A 15,700-nucleotide genomic window follows, 5' to 3' on the forward strand; every position below is an offset into this window, starting at 1 on the left:
GCAACATGTCCGACGAACCGTCGCGGCAGTTTTTACGTAAGGAATAGTCACATGCGTCACGGCAAGGTTCATCGGAAGCTCAATCGCACGGCCGAGCATCGCCGCGCGATGTTCGCCAACATGTGCGCTGCGCTGATCAAGCACGAGCAGATCGTCACCACGCTGCCGAAGGCGAAGGAATTGCGTCCGATCGTCGAAAAGCTCGTCACCCTCGGCAAGAAGGGTGGGCTGGCGATGCGCCGCCAGGCGATCTCCGAGATGCGCGACAAGGACCAGGTCAGGAAGCTGTTCGACGTGCTGGCGGCTCGCTACAAGGACCGTCAGGGCGGCTACACCCGCATCATCAAGGCCGGCTTCCGCTACGGCGACAACGCCCCGATGGCCGTGATCGAGTTCGTCGATCGCGACGTCGACGCCAAGGGCCAGGATTCCGGTCCGGTGCAGGAAAAGGAAGCCGAGGCGGCGTAAGCCGACCGGTATTTGAGTTTCAGAAGGCGGCGCCCCTTGGGCGCCGCCTTTTTTTATGGCGCGGCCGTTGTCCCCTGACCGCTGCCCGTTGCCTGCAAAGCGGGGGGACTTCGTGGTCGGCCTTGGCGCCAAGGGCAATCGCCAAACCGAACGTGCGATTGTGCAAGGCATCATGGGCTGCGGGGCAAGCTAAACTCGCCGTTGGTGTATGCTGCCATTCGAGCGCATCCCGCGTCGACAGGGTGGGGCGCTGCGCTTTGCCCGGCTTGCGGCGTGCTGTCATCGCGGCCGATCCTCACGCGTCAGTGAGGAACGATTGAAGCTGCTTGCGCAGCGCACGATATTCCCACCAACCCTCATGGAGCCACGCATGAACATCGACCTTTCCGGAAAGACCGCCCTCGTGACCGGCTCGACTGCCGGCATCGGCCACGCCATCGCCAAAGGCCTCGCGGCCTCCGGCGCCAGCGTCGTGATCAACGGCCGGGGCCAGGACAAGGTCGATGCCGCCGTGCGCAAGCTGGAAGGCACGGGCGCCAAGGTCCGCGGCATCGCTGCCGACGTCTCGACCGCCGCTGGCTGCAAGGCGCTGCTTGCAGCGCTGCCGGAGGTCGACATCCTCATCAACAACGCCGGCATCTTCGAGCCCAAGGATTTCTTCGAGATCCCGGACGAGGACTGGACGCGCTTCTTCGAGGTCAACGTGATGAGCGGCGTGCGACTGTCGCGCGCCTACATGCAAGGCATGCTCGAGCGCAATTGGGGGCGCATCGTCTTCATCTCTTCGGAGTCCGGGCTCAACATTCCCGTCGAGATGATCCACTATGGCATGAGCAAGACGGCCCAGCTCTCGGTCGCGCGCGGCCTGGCGCAGCTCACGCGCGGCACGGGTGTTACCGTCAATTCCGTGCTGCCCGGACCGACGATGTCGGAGGGCGTCGAGACCTTCGTGAAGGATCTCGCCAAGCAGAACGGGCAGTCGGTCGATGAGGCCGCCGCCAATTTCGTCAAGCAGCATCGCCCGAGTTCGCTGCTGCAACGCTTCGCCAGCGTCGACGAGATCGCCAACATGGTGGTCTATGTCACCTCGAAGCAGGCGTCCGCGACCAACGGTGCGGCGCTGCGCGCGGAAGGCGGCATCGTCAATACGATCGCCTGAGGAGGCGCTACAGCGGTGGCTGCTGTTTGTTGAGGGCGTTGTTCCAGTCTGGCTGGTTTGCCGGTCCGTGGGTTCAGTTCGGCGCGTAGTCGGCTAAGATCAGCTGTCATGCTATGGCCCCTGTCGACCCGCCATAAACGCCTCTTCAAGCTAACGTCCGCGCGGTGGCGGCGGCAGGCAATCTTCCTGCTCGGCGGTATCGCGGTTGGCGCGGCGGCGGTGGCGCTGGCTCAACTCGCCGATCTGGCGCAGCATGCCTTCGCGCTGCTGCTTGCGAAGTCGCGCTATGCCGTGCTGGCGCTGACGCCGCTCGGATTCATGCTGTCGGCCTATCTGACCATCCGGATGTTTCCGAATGCGCAGGGGAGCGGAATTCCGCAAGCCATCGCCGCGCGGCATCTGACCGATCAGAGCGCGCGTGAGAGCTTGGTCTCGATGCGGATCGCGATCGGAAAGGTGATCCTCACTCTGTTCGGTCTGTTGTGTGGCGGCTCTGTTGGCCGGGAAGGCCCGACAGTGCAGGTTGGTGCGTCCATCATGTTCGCGCTCGGCCGCGTCTCGCCGCGCCGCCAGCCCGGCTTGATTCTGGCCGGTGCCGCCGCAGGAGTTGCTGCAGCCTTCAATACGCCGCTGGCCGGAATCGTCTTCGGCATCGAGGAGATGAGCCGCGCCTTCGAGACCCGCACGTCCAGCCTCATCATTGCGGCCGTGATCGCGGCTGGCCTGACCTCGCTGGCGCTCGCGGGCAATTACGCCTATTTCGGCAGCAGCGCGACGTCGCTGGCGCATGGCACGGACTGGCTGGCGGTTCCGCTCTGTGGTGTGGCCGGCGGACTCGCGGGCGGCCTGTTCAGCCGCATCGTCATCACGATGGCGCGCGGGTTCAGGAATCCGCTCGGACGCGCGATCAAGGAGCATCCGCTCTGGTTTGCGTTCGCGTGCGGACTGGCCGTCGCGCTCTGCGGCCTCGTATCCGGCGACACGATCTACGGCACCGGCTATGACCAGGTGAAGACGGCGCTGGAGCACGGCGCGCCGCTGCCGCAGGATTTCGGCGTGCTCAAGCTCATGGCAACGACCTTTGCCGCGATCAGCGGCATACCCGGCGGCATTTTCTCGCCGTCACTCGCCGTCGGTGCCGGCATCGGCAGCAACATCGCCTCGTTCTTCCACGATGCGCCGCTCGGCGCGATCATGCTGCTCGGCATGGTCTCGTATTTCGCCGGCGTGGTTCAGGCGCCGATCACGGCTTTCGTGATCGTCACCGAGATGACCGACAATCACGGCATGGTCGTGCCGTTGATGGCGGCCGCGCTGATCGCGCACGTGACCTCGCGAATGATCTGCGAGGAGGGCATCTATCACGCCCTGGCGAAAGGCTTCGTCGAGCGGGCGACGCGTTCGCAGGATGCGAAAGCGCCGCCCGCTTCGAACTGACGCCTACCACCCCTCCAGCACGATCTTGCCGCGCGACTTGCCGCTTTCGAGCAGCGCATGCGCGCGCTTGAGGTTGGCGGCGTTGATCGTGCCGAAAGTCTGGTCGAGCGTGGTACGCAGCACGCCTTTGTCGATGAGGTCGGCTACGTCGTTCAGCAGATGATGCTGCGCGATCATGTCTGCCGTCTGGAACGAGGAGCGCGTGAACATCGATTCCCAGTGGACCGAGATCGCCTTGCCCTTGAACGTGCTCATGTTGAATTCCGGGGGATCGTCGATCAGGCCGAACCGGCCCTGCGGCGCCATCAACTCGGCGATCGCCTTGTAGTGCTGGTCGGTGAAGGTGAGGCTCGCCACCAGCGCGACCGGCGGCAGCTTCAATTTTTCGATCTGCTCCTTCATCGGCTTACCATGATCGATCACCGCATGCGCGCCGAGATCGAGACACCATTTCTGCGATTCCGGCCGCGTCGCGGTCGCGACCACCGTCAGACCGGTGAGGCGGCGGGCGAGTTGGATCAGGATCGACCCGACGCCGCCAGCGCCGCCCGTGATCAGCAGCGTGCGCGGATCGACGCTCTTGCCGGGCACCGCGCCGAGCCGATCGAACAGCAATTCCCAAGAGGTGATGGAGGTGAGGGGAAGGGCGGCCGCTTGCGCGAACGACAGGCTCTTCGGCTTATTGCCGACAATGCGCTCGTCGACCAGATGAAATTCGGAATTGGTGCCCTGGCGCAGGATCGAGCCTGCGTAGAACACTTCATCGCCCGGCTTGAACAGCGTGACCTCGGGCCCGACGGCATCGACCACGCCGGCCGCATCATAACCCAGGATCTTGGTCTCGCCCTCGGGCGGCGCTGCGCGCTTGCGCACCTTGTAGTCGACCGGATTGGCCGAAATCGCCTTCACGGCGACGCGGATGTCGCGTCCCTTGGGCTCGGGCTTGGCGGTCTCGAAATCGATCAGCGAATCCTGATCCTCGATCGGAAGCGATTTCTTGTAACCGACGGCTTTCATGACTTGTCTCCATCAGATGGCGCCAAGCTTTGGCATGGGCGCCTGACCTGCTAACTGTCGCGCTAGCTCCGATTTGGCAAGTACTGTAAATTCGGGGATATAGTCCCTGTTTGGATACTATTGGGAAAACACGCATGAAACGGCGCGATTTTGCCCGGCGCCCGGGCTGCTCGGTCGAGGCGACCTTGGATCTGATCGACGGCAAGTGGAAGGGCGTGATCCTCTATCACCTGCAGAGCGGCACCCAGCGCTTTGGCGAACTGCGCCGCCGGATGCCCGGCATCACCCAGCGCATGCTGACCAAGCAGCTTCGCGCGCTGGAGGAGGACAAGCTTGTCATCCGCAAGGTCTATGCCGAGGTGCCGCCGCGCGTGGAGTATTGTCTCTCCGAGTTGGGCGAGAGCCTCAAGCCGGTGATCGACATCCTGAAGGCCTGGGGCGAGAGCCACCAGCAGCGGCTCTCCTGCGCGCCGCCGCCGGTGGTGGTGAGAAAGCCGAAGCGCGCGGCGTAATTCCAGCATGGTCCCGGGCTCGCGCTTGCGCGCGCCCGGGGAATGACGGGAGATGTTAGAACGCGAACTGCGTGCGCATCGCGACCGCGTCGAACTTCGAGCCGACATCGGCGGTCGAGACCGGCGAAGACTGCCGCGACACCGTGCCGTGCAGATAGTCGAGCATGAAGCGGACGTTGCCGTTGACGTACCAGTTCAACGCTGCGGTGTAGACGGTCTGCCGCCCGCCGGCGATTCCGGTCGCTGTGCCCAGTTGATTGTTGAGGTCGACCGTCGAGAACCGTCCCGCGATTTCCCAGGCGCCCCAGCCGCCGCCGTCGAGCGAGAACGGATGCGCCGGCTTGACGCCGTTGTAGGCCGCGTTCGCCGCGTTGTAAGTCCGGCCTTCGCCGGTCAGCACGTAGCCGGCCTGCGCATAGCCGCCCTGGAATTTCAGGCTGGGTGCGCCAACTAGCGGGACGCCGGTGTTGGCGGTTCGATCGATATTGTACCAGAAGTACTCACCCTGGAGGATCAGCGGTCCGTAGGTGGCGGCGGCTTCGACGCTGTAGACCTGTGCGCCCGAGGCATTGGCAATCGCGCCGGTCGAGATCAGCGTGGTCGGGTCGAGACGCAATTCCGGCCGGTCGCTGAGCGTGACCGTCTGCGTGTTGGCGATGAGATTGCGCGGCGGTTGGATCAGCCATTGCGCATCGGCGCCGATATGCACCGAATAGTCCTTTCCGCTGATCGGGTTGCCGGCAACGCGCGCGACTGCGCCATATTGCTCGCTGGTGCCCGCCGGCGTTGCGCTCGAAGCCGAGTGGATCGCGCCGGTCGACGGCCCCGTGACATAGCCGCCGATCCAGAGTTGGTCGTTGTACCAGCGCGTACCGGCCGCGGAGCGGAAGTCGCCGGCGGCGATATTGGTCGCGATGATGCCGGCCGAGGCCCGCTCCATGAACATGATGTCGTTGGAGCTGGTGGCTTCATCCAGCGTGTAGGGCAGGTCCATGATGCCGGCTTCGACCGCCATCTTGCCGCCGAACGGCTTCAGGCCGGTGTAGCTGATGTAGGCGTTCTCGACGCCCGAGACACCGCCGCCCGGCAATGAGCCCGGCGCCGCGCCGCCAAAGCCGTCGGACGTGCCGCCGAAATCGTAGACCAGCGCGAAATTCCAGTCGTTGAAAAACTTGCCGGCAACGCCTATGCGCGCGCGGCGGACGTTCTGTCCGCTGTCGAGCTTTTGGGGCACGGTGGCCGCCGTGTTGGGACGATAATCATAGCCGCCGACGTCGTAGTGCAGGCGGCCGGTGATCGCGACGCAGTTTGCCTGATCGGCGGTGCAGATGGTCGGCCGGTTGTTCGGCATGGTCACGACGACGCCGGATGCGGGTGCCGGTCCCTTGAGCGGGATGGCCGCGTTGGCGTTGGCGACGACCGCCTTCGCCTCTGAGCGCGCTTCGGCCTTTGCTTCGGCCTTTGCCGCCACTCTGGCCTTTGCCGTGGCGGCCGTGTTCGCCGCGGTCTGGCTCTGGAGCTTGTCGAGCTTCTGCTCCAGCATCCTCAACTGTTGCTTGAGCAGCGCGATCTCCTGCTCGCTGCTGTTTGCCGATTGAGCCTGGGCCTGCGAGGCCGCCAGTGCGCCCGCGAGACCAATCGCCGTGGCTGCAATTATTATCTTGCTCACGTCACGCCTCCATCGTTTGACGAACTTCCCCAAGTCGCAACGGGAGAGCCTAGGTGCGATCGATGACTGCCCCGCGACGCTGCGCTCCGGTTGTTTGGTTCCCACTGGTGCAAATTCGCCGCAACCGAATCCACCTTCAAGTAGAATGCTGGATGATGCGCTTCATGCCAATCTGTCGCGACAGGAGGATTGCGATTTCGCACGGAGGCTTGCAGGCCGGACACACCGGGTATGGGCCGAATATTGCCGCCCGGCGCCCTTCTATTGGGGGGCGAACGCGCCTATATTCCGGCGTCTTTTCCAAGAGGTAGGAATGTTTCGATCGATCCGGACTGCCGTCGTGACGGCATTGTGCATAGGCTTTTCGGCCCACTTCAACCCGGCTGCGGCGCAGGACCGTCGGGTCCCGTCGTCGCCTGCCGAACTGCGGTTGTCCTATGCGCCGATCGTGCAGCGGGTGCAGCCGGCCGTGGTCAACGTCTATGCCGCCAAGGTGGTGCAGAACCGCAACCCGCTGCTGGACGATCCGATCTTCCGCCGCTTCTTCGGCGTGCCGGGCCAGCAGCCTGAGCAGATGCAGCGCTCGCTCGGCTCCGGCGTCATCGTCGATGCCTCCGGCCTCGTCGTCACCAACGTCCACGTCATCGAGGGCGCGGACCAGGTCAAGGTGTCGCTGTCGGACAAGCGAGAGTTCGAGGCGGAGATCCTGCTGAAGGATACGCGCACCGATCTTGCCGTTCTGCGCCTGAAGGACACCAAGGAGAAATTTCCGACCCTAGATTTCACCAATTCCGACGAGTTGCTGGTCGGCGACGTCGTGCTCGCGATCGGCAATCCCTTCGGCGTCGGCCAGACCGTGACTCACGGCATCATCTCGGCGCTGGCGCGCACGCAGGTCGGCATCACCGACTATCAGTTCTTCATCCAGACCGATGCGGCGATCAATCCCGGCAATTCCGGCGGTGCGCTGGTCGACATGAGCGGCAAGCTCGCCGGCATCAACACCGCGATCTATTCGCGCTCCGGCGGCTCGCAAGGCATCGGCTTTGCGATTCCATCCAACATGGTGCGTGTCGTCGTCGCCTCCGCCAAGAGCGGCGGCAAGGCGGTGAAGCGTCCCTGGCTCGGGGCGAAATTGCAGGCGGTGACGCCCGAGATCGCCGAGAGTCTCGGCCTGCGCTCGCCGACCGGCGCGCTGGTCGCGAGCGTGGTGTCGAACGGCCCCGCGGCGAAAGCCGGCCTGAAATCCTCCGATCTCATCATCGGGATCGACGGCCAGACCGTGGATGATCCCAACGCCTTCGACTATCGCTTCGCCACCCGTCCGCTGGGCGGCTCCGCGCAGATCGACGTGCAGCGCAGCGGCAAACCGCTCAAGCTGACGATCGCGCTGGAGACCGCGCCCGATGTGGGCCGCAACGAACTGGTCGTCACAGCACGCTCGCCGTTCCAGGGCGCCAAGGTCTCGACCATCACGCCCGCGGTCGCCGACGAGCTGCATCTGGACGCCGACACCGAAGGCGTCGTGATCACCGATCTCGGCGGCGACAGCGCAGCCGCGAATGTCGGCTTCCAGAAGGGCGACATTATCCTGGCCGTCAACAACCAGAAGATCAGCAAGACCGGCGACCTCGAAAAGGCCGCCGGCGAGCGCCCGCGGATCTGGCGTATCACGCTGGTGCGCGGCGGCCAGCAGATCAACGTCACGCTGGGCGGATGAGTCCGAAGCGACCACAAGCGCCAACTCTCTTTGCCGCGGCGGGGCTCGACCACGAGGCTCCGCATCCGCTGCCGGACCGGCTGCGCCCGCGCACGCTGTCGGAGGTCGTCGGCCAGGACCACATCCTCGGTCCCGACGGCGCGCTGACGCGCATGCTGGAGACGCGCACGCTGGGGTCGCTGGTGTTCTGGGGGCCGCCCGGCACCGGCAAGACCACGGTGGCGCGGCTGCTGGCGGATGCGACCGACCTGCATTTCGAGCAGATCTCCGCGGTGTTCTCCGGCGTCGCCGATCTCAAGAAGGCGTTCGACGCCGCGCGCGCCCGCCGCGAGATGGGCAAGGGTACGCTGCTGTTCGTCGACGAGGTGCACAGATTCAATCGCGCCCAGCAGGATTCGTTTCTGCCCGTGATGGAAGACGGCACCGTGGTGATGGTCGGCGCCACCACCGAGAACCCGTCCTTCGAGCTGAACGCGGCGCTTCTGTCGCGCGCGCGTGTCCTGGTGTTTCGCTCGCTCGGCGCCGCCGCGATCGAAAAACTGTTCGCGCATGCCGAGGCGGTCGAGGGTCGCAAACTGCCGCTCGACGAGGAAGCGCGCGCGGTGCTGGTGCGCATGGCCGATGGCGACGGAAGGGCGTCGCTGACGCTTGCCGAAGAGGTCTGGCGCTCGGCGCGGGCGGACGAGATTTTCAATGCCGCGCAGTTGCAGGAGATTTTGCAGCGCCGCGCGCCGATCTACGACAAATCGGCCGATGGCCATTACAATCTGATCTCGGCGCTGCATAAGTCGGTGCGCGGCTCCGATCCCGATGCCGCGCTGTATTATCTCTGCCGGATGCTGGATGCCGGCGAGGATCCGCTGTTCCTGGCCCGCCGTGTCGTGCGCATGGCGGTGGAGGATATAGGCCTTGCCGACCCGCAAGGACTCGTCATCGCCAATGCGGCCAAGGACGCCTTCGATTTCCTCGGCCATCCCGAGGGCGAACTCGCGATCGCGCAAGCGGTCGTCTATCTCGCCACCGCGCCGAAATCGAACGCGGTCTACACCGCCTTCAAGGCTGCGATGCAGACGGCCAAGCACGCCGGCTCGCTGCTGCCGCCCAAGCACATCCTCAATTCCCCGACCAAACTGATGAAGTCCGAAGGCTACGGCGCCGCGTACGAATACGACCACGACACGCCCGACGCCTTCTCCGGCCAGGACTATTTTCCGGAAGCCCTGGGCCGCCAGACCTTCTACGATCCGCCCGAGCGCGGTTTCGAGCGCGAGATCAGGAAGCGACTGGACTATTGGGCCAAGCTGCGCAAGGAGCGGGGCGGCTGAGGGTCCAAATCGCCATTTCGCAGTGACGCGAGGCCTCTTTTGGGCTAGGCAGGCAGCCATGAGCCGCCGCATCAAGAGAATGAACCCAAAGCCCCGTTCGCGGGACGAGCGCGATGATTCGCGTCCGTTCAAGGCGCGCACCGCGAAGGCTGCCGGACCACGGCCAGGCAGCAAGCCCGGGGCGAAGCCGCCGCGGTTTGCTGCAGAGCGCCCCGAGCGGCGCGTGGCCAAGGCTGCTCCACAAGAGCGGCCCGCCCCCGAGAAGCCCGTCGAGGCGCTGCTGCCGACCAAGGTGCAGACCGTCAAGGTGACCGCCGACGAGAACAACATGCGCGTGGATCGTTTCCTCGAGGCGCGCTTTCCCGGCTTGTCGTTCTCTCACATCCAGCGCGTCGTGCGCAAAGGCGAGTTGCGTGTCGACGGCAAGCGCGTCGATAGCAAGGACCGCCTGGAGGAGGGCCAGAGCGTCCGCATTCCGCCACTGAAGCTGGACACGCCGAAGGCTGCGAGCCCGCTCTCGGAAGCCGCGCAGAAGACGCTCGCCGCGCTCAAGGAGATGACGCTGTACGAGGACGACGACGTCCTCGTACTCAACAAGCCGTTCGGGCTTGCGGTGCAAGGCGGCTCCGGCACGACGCGGCACATCGACCAGATGCTGGAGGTGATGCGCGACTCCAAGGGGCAGAAGCCGCGGCTTGTGCACCGGATCGACAAAGACACCTCCGGCTGCCTTCTGATCGCGAAGACCCGTTTCGCTGCCTCGCATCTGACCGGCGCGTTCCGCTCGCGGTCGGCGCGAAAAACCTACTGGGCGCTGGTGCCGGGCCTGCCGAAACCGAAGCAGGGTCGCATCTCGACCTTCCTTGCCAAGGAAGAGAGCGAGGACGACACCATCATGCGCATCGCCCAGCATGGCGAAGAAGGCGCAAGCCACGCGGTGACCTATTACGCAGTGGTCGAGACCGCCGGCAACAAGCTGACCTGGGTTTCGCTGAAGCCGGTGACAGGGCGCACGCACCAACTGCGCGCCCACATGGAGCATATCGGCCATCCCATCGTCGGCGATCCCAAATATTTCAACATCGAGAATTGGAAACTGCCGGGCGGCCTGCAAAACCGGCTGCATCTCTTGGCGCGCCGCATCGTCATTCCGCATCCGCGCGGCGGCGTGATCGACGCCACCGCGCCGTTGCCGCAGCACATGCAGCAGTCGTGGAATCTGCTGGGGCTGGATGCGGCCCGGTTCGACCCGATCGAGAACGCGCCGGAGGAGTAGGGGCTGAGCTCCGCTGCTAATCCCGTCATTGCGAGGAGCCCTTGCGACAAAGCAAGCCAGACTGCCTCCGCCGAATGATTCTGGCTTGCTTCGCCACGCTCGCAATGACGCTGTGGAAGCAGTGATGTTCGCCGCCTCACTTCCGGAACTGCTCCAGAAACATCCGCAAGGAGTCATGCGGGCTCTCGATGTCCGTGATCAGCCAGCCCTCTGGGCCGTTGACCAGGACGAAGTTCAGCGCGACCTTGCGGCCGCGATTTTCGAAATTCGCCGCGACATAGGTCTTGTCGTATTGTTTGCGCACGACCGCGATCGTCACGGGGCCGAGCTGCCAGCTCGGGCTCTGCACCAGGAAATCGTAGGGCTCGACCCTCGGCGCGCTCCAGGCCTTGCGCAGGGGCGCATCGAAGAATTGCCGAGCGGTCGCCGCATCCCGCGGCAGGCCTTTGGACAGCTCCGGCGCGCCGTCGCCGTAATAGGCATAGACGTTGCGGACCAGCGATTCCGGGGTACGAAAGCCTGCCTCCGCCGCGGCCAGCCCTAGCCCGGCGAGCAGGGCCGCAATGCCCGCAAGTTCCCTCATGCCACCGCTCGCTTTATCCGCCGCAACTCTTGGCTTAAAACCGTCATGGCTTAAATGCCCAGTATTCAGCGGCGGAGACCGAAAACTCAAGATGCGCGAATTGTTCGATGAAGGTGCGGTGCAAGCCGCCCGCGATCCCAGGGAGTCGGCGCGCCAGTCCGCGCGCCCGCCGCAGCGCAAGCGCTTCTATAAAGAGGCCGGCGTCACCGAGGCTGAAGGTGGCTTCGCCATTACGCTTGACGGCAAGCCGATCCGCACGCCTTCCCGCCGCCAGGTGGTGATCCCCTCGCGCGAACTCGCCGATGCCGTGGCCGCGGAATGGGCGGCCCAAGGCGAAACGATTGACCCCATGACCATGCCGCTGACGCGGGTGGCCAACAGCGTGGTCGAGGGCGTGCTCGATCGCGTCGATCTGGTCAGCGACGACCTCGCGAAATATTTCGAGTCCGATTTGCTGTTCTATCGGGCCGGCCATCCTGAAGGGCTGGTCGCCCGCGAGGCCGCGCATTGGGATCCCGTGCTGTTCTGGGCCGCGGAGGCGCTGGGCGCGCATTTCATCCTGTCCGAGGGGGTCATGCACGTGAAGCAGCCCGACGAGGCGCTTCAGGCCGCGCGCGCCGCGCTGCCTGGCGACGCCTGGTCCGTCGCCGCACTCCACGTGGTGACGACCCTGACCGGCTCTGCGCTGCTGGCGCTGGCGCTTGCGCATGGCGCCCGCGACACCGGCCAGGTCTGGGCCGCCGCCCACGTCGATGAGGACTGGAACATCGAGCAGTGGGGCTTGGACGAGGAAGCGGCCAGCCGCCGGGCCACGCGCCTCCGGGATTTCGAGGCCGCCGTGGCGGTTCTGGCGGCGGTAAAGGCGTCCGGAGCCGAAGGTCCTTAACGAGAGGTTTACGACGGCGGCCTTAGGGTGGAGGCAGCGTTCCATGGGCCCCTGAGAATGCCGACGCCGGTCACTTCCATCCTTCCCGTCAGTGCCGCCAGCCCCGTGGCTGATGCGACGACGCCCGACCTGGTGCTGCAGGCCGGCAGCGTCGTCGATGCCAGGGTCGTCAGCGTGATGGCCGACAATCTGGTGCGGATCGCGATCGCCAACCTCTCGATGGACGTGATGTCAGAGGTGGCGCTGACGCCTGGCCAGAATCTCCAGCTGGCGGTGTCGCAGAACGACGGCACCATCCGGCTCGCCGTCATGAGCGGGGCAGGCGAGGCGACGCCCGATCAGGTCACGCTGACGCCGCGTGCGGCTTCGCTGGTGGAAAGCCCGCCGCTGGCGCCGTCCGCGACCCGCAACACGCTGACGCCGTTGGAGCAGGTCGCCGTCACCGCGGCCTCGACCGAGGCCGCCACGAAGCAGGGCAGCCAGGCGCCGCTGTTCGCCAATCTGGCATCCGTGGTCACCGGTAGCGATCTGCCTGCGGGCTTGAAGCAGGCGGTGCTGGACGTGCTGGCGCAGCAGACGCCGCTCAATCCCGGGCTCGACGGCGCCGATGTCGAATCCGCGTTCCAGAAATCCGGCTTGTTCTTCGAGGCTTCGCTGGCCGCGGGCGCGAGGCCGCCCGCCGGCACGACGCCCGACCTGAAGGCGGCGCTGCTGGTGCTGCGCCAGACGCTGACCACGCTGGAGACTGCCGCGCCACAGGCCGCCGCAATTCCGGCCGCGACCCCGGGGACACCGCAGGTCGCCACCGCGCCTGCCCAGGCCACAGGCGAGGCCGCCCAGTCGGCGTCCCCTTCCGGCCCCGAGATCGCGCAGACGCCGCGCAACGCCAATCTCGCGGCCGCGGTGCTCGCGGACGTTGCCGGCAACGCTCAGCAGGCCGCGATGCCGCGCACCATGTCCGTCGGCCTTGCCGCGAGCCTGCTGCAGGAGGCCATGCAAAACCTGCCGCGCCTGACCGGCAATGTTCCCGGCTCCAACAAGGCGGTGCCCGACGGCCATATCTTCGAAGCAGCCGCACGCGCAACGCCGCCGCCGTTCCGCGGTGCATTGCCCTCGCCGCAGGCGATCGCCGCGCCCTCGCTTGCGCCGGATACACCGCTCTCCGCAACCGTGCATCGCCTGCTCGACGACACCGATGCCGCGATCGCGCGGCAGACGTTGTTGCAGGTCGCTTCACTCCCCGATCGCACCGACGTCAGCGGCCATCGCATCGACCCGGCCGCGCCGCAGTGGAATTTCGAGATTCCCTTTGCAACGCCGCAGGGCACTGCGATGGCGCAGTTCGAAATCTCGCGCGATGGCAATGGCGAATCCGCCGATCCCGCCAAGCGGGCCTGGCGCGCGCGCTTCACCCTCAATGTCGAGCCGGCCGGCCCTGTGCACGCGCTGATCACGCTGAACGGCGACAAGACTTTCGTGCGGATGTGGGCGGAGCGGCCGGCGACGGTGCAGCAGCTCCGCGCCGGCATCGGTGAGCTCAACCAGGCCTTGACGCGGGCAGAGCTCAAGCCCGGCGACATCCTGGTCCGCGAGGGCACGCCACCGCAACCGGCGCCGGCCCGCGCCGGCCACTTTCTGGATCGGGCCACATGAGCGACCCATCCAAGCTCGCGATCGCGCTGCATTACGAAAAGGGTACGAACGCGCCCGTCGTCGTCGCCAAGGGTAAGGGCTCAATCGGCGAAAAGATCGTCGAGATCGCCAAGGCCCACGACATCCCGATCGAGGAGAACGAGGTTTTGGCCGGCGCGCTGTCCAAAGTCGAGCTCGGCGAAGAGATCCCGCCCGATCTCTACAAGGCGGTCGCCGAAGTGCTGGTGTTCGTGCTGCGGCTGTCGGGTCGGGGGCGTTGACGCCCCAGGGGGCGATGACGCCCGTCATCGTTTCACCACGATAACGGTCGCATGGTCGCGGCGAAGTTCATCCGACAACGGACATTTCGTTTGATCACCCGCCGCTCCACTCTCGGTCTTTTCGCCGCTGCCGCCACGTTTCCTTGGCGCGCGTTCGCCCATGTCGCACCGCCGCGCACCGAGATCCGTGACAGTCTCGCCAAGCGCTTCACCGACCTCGGCACGTCAGGCACGTTCGTCGGCTACAAGGTCGAGGACTACCTGATCGTCGCCAGCGACAAGGAGCGCTCCGGCGAGAGCAAGCTGCCGGCCTCGACCTTCAAGATCCCCAACTCGCTGATCGCGCTGGAGACCGGCGTCGTCACCGACCCCGACAAGGATGTGTTCCCGTGGGACGGCGTGAAGCGGCCGATTGAGGCCTGGAACAAGGATCACACGCTGCGCAGTGCGATCGCGGTCAGCGCGGTGCCAGTCTATCAGGAGATCGCGCGCCGGATCGGGCAGGAGCGCATGCAGAAATACGTCGACGAATTCGACTACGGCAATCGCGACATCGGCGGCGGCATCGACCAGTTCTGGCTCACGGGGGCCCTGCGCATCGATCCAGTCGAGCAGGTCGATTTCGTCGATCGGCTGCGCCGCCGATCATTGCCGGTTTCGAAGCGCAGCCAGGACCTCGTCGCTGACATCCTGCCGGTGACCAAGGTCGGCGACAGCGTCATTCGCACCAAGTCCGGCCTGCTGGGGGCCGAGCGCGGCGAGCCGTCACTCGGCTGGATGGTGGGCTGGGCCGAAAAGGGCGGGGCGCACACCGTGTTCGCGCTCAACATGGATTGCAAGGAGCCGCGCCTCGTCGGCGAGCGCATGCCGCTGACGCAAGCCTGCCTTGCCGAGATCGGCGCGATCTAGCGCTGTCGCCTTGGCGCTGCTCGACTAGCATCCTTCCGGCCAAGAATGAAAACCGGGAGGAACACAATGAACTCAACGCCACTGTGGCTGTCGTCGCTCACCTTTGCCGCAGCCGGCGGCTGGCTCGCCGCCACCATGTTCGCGGCCCCCGCCACCAGCAAGGAGCCGCGCTTTCCGCAGCTCACGATGGACCAGCTCGACGCCAAGCAGAAACCGCTCGGCGAGCAGATCATGAAGGTGTCGAGCGTCGGCATCGGCGGACCCTACAATCCGATGATCCGCAGCCCCGTGCTTGGCCAGCGCCTGTTCGATCTGTTCTACTATCTGCGTTGGGAGACCTCGGTCCCCACCAAGCTCAACGAGTTCGCGATCCTGATCATCGGGCGGCAGTGGCGCTCGCAGGTCGAGTGGTTCGCGCATGCGCCGCTCGCGGCCAAGGCCGGCCTGTCGGCGGATATCATCTCGGAGCTGAAGGCCAACAAGCGGCCGTCGAAAATGGCCGAGGACGAGGCGGTGGTCTACGATTTCGTCACCGAACTCACCACGACCAAAAAGGTTTCCGATGAGACTTACGCTCGGGCAAAGAAGGTCTTCAATGACCAGCAGATCGTCGATCTCACGGCGGTCGCCGGCAATTACGTGATGGTCGCGATGCTGTTGGCGATGGCCGAGGAGACGGTGCCGCCGGACAAGCAGGAGCCGTTCAAGCCCGGCGAGCCGTAGGGCGGACGAAACGGCCTCGTGCCCCGGACGCGGCGCAGCACGAAGTGGTGCGCTGCAGAGCCGGGGCCCACGCGGCAGAGAACTGCATGGAGAGGTGGGTGCC

15 protein-coding genes are annotated in these 15,700 nt (G+C 65.6%); 12 read left to right on the top strand and 3 right to left on the bottom strand.

Features of this window, described 5'->3' with window-relative positions:
• Positions 1-51: 51 nt before the first annotated feature.
• From rplQ to C7G42_RS31855, 3 genes are all read left to right on the top strand, one after another.
• Entirely contained in the window at positions 52-468 is a 417-nt protein-coding gene (gene rplQ, locus C7G42_RS31845) for a 50S ribosomal protein L17 (RefSeq protein ID WP_094971994.1), read from the top strand.
• Positions 469-838: 370 nt separating this feature from the next.
• Complete coding sequence (locus C7G42_RS31850; RefSeq protein WP_106952803.1) at positions 839-1,627, top strand: SDR family NAD(P)-dependent oxidoreductase; 789 nt, start codon at positions 839-841, stop codon at positions 1,625-1,627.
• Between the two features lie 108 nt (positions 1,628-1,735).
• Positions 1,736-3,064 (top strand): chloride channel protein, encoded by a 1,329-nt coding sequence (locus C7G42_RS31855; protein ID WP_106952804.1) that lies wholly within the window; start codon positions 1,736-1,738, stop codon positions 3,062-3,064.
• A gap of 3 nt (positions 3,065-3,067) precedes the next feature.
• On the opposite strand, the gene C7G42_RS31860 is transcribed toward C7G42_RS31855, so the two are convergent.
• Entirely contained in the window at positions 3,068-4,081 is a 1,014-nt protein-coding gene (locus C7G42_RS31860) for a zinc-binding alcohol dehydrogenase family protein (RefSeq protein WP_106952805.1), read from the bottom strand.
• Positions 4,082-4,215: 134 nt separating this feature from the next.
• Between C7G42_RS31860 and C7G42_RS31865 the strand changes: the two genes are divergently transcribed.
• Positions 4,216-4,593, top strand: a complete 378-nt coding sequence (locus tag C7G42_RS31865) for a winged helix-turn-helix transcriptional regulator (RefSeq protein WP_063195085.1) — start codon at positions 4,216-4,218, stop codon at positions 4,591-4,593.
• 55 nt (positions 4,594-4,648) lie between these two features.
• On the opposite strand, the gene C7G42_RS31870 is transcribed toward C7G42_RS31865, so the two are convergent.
• Positions 4,649-6,262 (bottom strand): OprO/OprP family phosphate-selective porin, encoded by a 1,614-nt coding sequence (locus C7G42_RS31870; protein ID WP_106952806.1) that lies wholly within the window; start codon positions 6,260-6,262, stop codon positions 4,649-4,651.
• A gap of 313 nt (positions 6,263-6,575) precedes the next feature.
• On the opposite strand from C7G42_RS31870, the gene C7G42_RS31875 reads away from it, so the two are divergent.
• Genes C7G42_RS31875 through C7G42_RS31885 form a run of 3 tightly spaced genes read left to right on the top strand, consistent with a single transcriptional unit; the run spans position 6,576 to position 10,583 of the window.
• Positions 6,576-7,982: a DegQ family serine endoprotease gene (locus C7G42_RS31875; RefSeq protein WP_199581241.1), complete on the top strand. Its 1,407-nt coding sequence runs from the start codon at positions 6,576-6,578 to the stop codon at positions 7,980-7,982.
• Positions 7,979-9,307, top strand: coding sequence for a replication-associated recombination protein A (locus C7G42_RS31880; RefSeq protein WP_106952807.1), 1,329 nt, complete (start codon positions 7,979-7,981; stop codon positions 9,305-9,307). Before C7G42_RS31875 ends, C7G42_RS31880 begins: the two co-directional genes overlap by 4 nt.
• Positions 9,308-9,365: 58 nt before the next feature.
• Positions 9,366-10,583, top strand: coding sequence for an RluA family pseudouridine synthase (locus C7G42_RS31885; RefSeq protein WP_106952808.1), 1,218 nt, complete (start codon positions 9,366-9,368; stop codon positions 10,581-10,583).
• A gap of 136 nt (positions 10,584-10,719) precedes the next feature.
• On the opposite strand, the gene C7G42_RS31890 is transcribed toward C7G42_RS31885, so the two are convergent.
• Positions 10,720-11,166 (bottom strand): hypothetical protein, encoded by a 447-nt coding sequence (locus tag C7G42_RS31890; protein ID WP_106952809.1) that lies wholly within the window; start codon positions 11,164-11,166, stop codon positions 10,720-10,722.
• 91 nt (positions 11,167-11,257) lie between these two features.
• Between C7G42_RS31890 and C7G42_RS31895 the strand changes: the two genes are divergently transcribed.
• The 5 genes from C7G42_RS31895 (at position 11,258) to C7G42_RS31915 (ending at position 15,597) form a co-directional block, all read left to right on the top strand.
• Positions 11,258-12,052: an ATP12 family chaperone protein gene (locus tag C7G42_RS31895; protein ID WP_106952810.1), complete on the top strand. Its 795-nt coding sequence runs from the start codon at positions 11,258-11,260 to the stop codon at positions 12,050-12,052.
• 57 nt (positions 12,053-12,109) lie between these two features.
• Complete coding sequence (gene fliK, locus C7G42_RS31900; protein ID WP_199581242.1) at positions 12,110-13,705, top strand: flagellar hook-length control protein FliK; 1,596 nt, start codon at positions 12,110-12,112, stop codon at positions 13,703-13,705.
• Positions 13,702-13,965: an EscU/YscU/HrcU family type III secretion system export apparatus switch protein gene (locus C7G42_RS31905; RefSeq protein ID WP_094971983.1), complete on the top strand. Its 264-nt coding sequence runs from the start codon at positions 13,702-13,704 to the stop codon at positions 13,963-13,965. The genes fliK and C7G42_RS31905 overlap by 4 nt, the downstream gene beginning before the upstream one ends.
• A gap of 51 nt (positions 13,966-14,016) precedes the next feature.
• On the top strand, positions 14,017-14,874 hold the full coding sequence (gene blaOXA, locus C7G42_RS31910) for a class D beta-lactamase (RefSeq protein WP_502694245.1): 858 nt from the start codon (positions 14,017-14,019) through the stop codon (positions 14,872-14,874).
• Between the two features lie 66 nt (positions 14,875-14,940).
• Complete coding sequence (locus tag C7G42_RS31915; RefSeq protein WP_106952811.1) at positions 14,941-15,597, top strand: carboxymuconolactone decarboxylase family protein; 657 nt, start codon at positions 14,941-14,943, stop codon at positions 15,595-15,597.
• Positions 15,598-15,700 lie beyond the last annotated feature (103 nt).

It is taken from the genome of Bradyrhizobium sp. MOS003, assembly GCF_003020125.1.
Taxonomy (GTDB): Bacteria; Pseudomonadota; Alphaproteobacteria; order Rhizobiales; family Xanthobacteraceae; genus Bradyrhizobium.

Excerpts from the sequence above, each read along its gene's own strand:
- C7G42_RS31855 (WP_106952804.1), top strand. The coding sequence starts at position 1,736 with ATGCTATGGCCCCTGTCGACCCGCCATAAACGCCTCTTCAAGCTAACG.
- C7G42_RS31890 (WP_106952809.1), bottom strand. The coding sequence starts at position 11,166 with ATGAGGGAACTTGCGGGCATTGCGGCCCTGCTCGCCGGGCTAGGGCTG.
- blaOXA (WP_502694245.1), top strand. The coding sequence starts at position 14,017 with ATGGTCGCGGCGAAGTTCATCCGACAACGGACATTTCGTTTGATCACC.
- C7G42_RS31860 (WP_106952805.1), bottom strand. The coding sequence starts at position 4,081 with ATGAAAGCCGTCGGTTACAAGAAATCGCTTCCGATCGAGGATCAGGAT.
- C7G42_RS31915 (WP_106952811.1), top strand. The coding sequence starts at position 14,941 with ATGAACTCAACGCCACTGTGGCTGTCGTCGCTCACCTTTGCCGCAGCC.
- C7G42_RS31905 (WP_094971983.1), top strand. The coding sequence starts at position 13,702 with ATGAGCGACCCATCCAAGCTCGCGATCGCGCTGCATTACGAAAAGGGT.
- C7G42_RS31885 (WP_106952808.1), top strand. The coding sequence starts at position 9,366 with ATGAGCCGCCGCATCAAGAGAATGAACCCAAAGCCCCGTTCGCGGGAC.
- C7G42_RS31850 (WP_106952803.1), top strand. The coding sequence starts at position 839 with ATGAACATCGACCTTTCCGGAAAGACCGCCCTCGTGACCGGCTCGACT.
- fliK (WP_199581242.1), top strand. The coding sequence starts at position 12,110 with ATGCCGACGCCGGTCACTTCCATCCTTCCCGTCAGTGCCGCCAGCCCC.
- rplQ (WP_094971994.1), top strand. The coding sequence starts at position 52 with ATGCGTCACGGCAAGGTTCATCGGAAGCTCAATCGCACGGCCGAGCAT.
- C7G42_RS31865 (WP_063195085.1), top strand. The coding sequence starts at position 4,216 with ATGAAACGGCGCGATTTTGCCCGGCGCCCGGGCTGCTCGGTCGAGGCG.
- C7G42_RS31875 (WP_199581241.1), top strand. The coding sequence starts at position 6,576 with ATGTTTCGATCGATCCGGACTGCCGTCGTGACGGCATTGTGCATAGGC.
- C7G42_RS31880 (WP_106952807.1), top strand. The coding sequence starts at position 7,979 with ATGAGTCCGAAGCGACCACAAGCGCCAACTCTCTTTGCCGCGGCGGGG.
- C7G42_RS31895 (WP_106952810.1), top strand. The coding sequence starts at position 11,258 with ATGCGCGAATTGTTCGATGAAGGTGCGGTGCAAGCCGCCCGCGATCCC.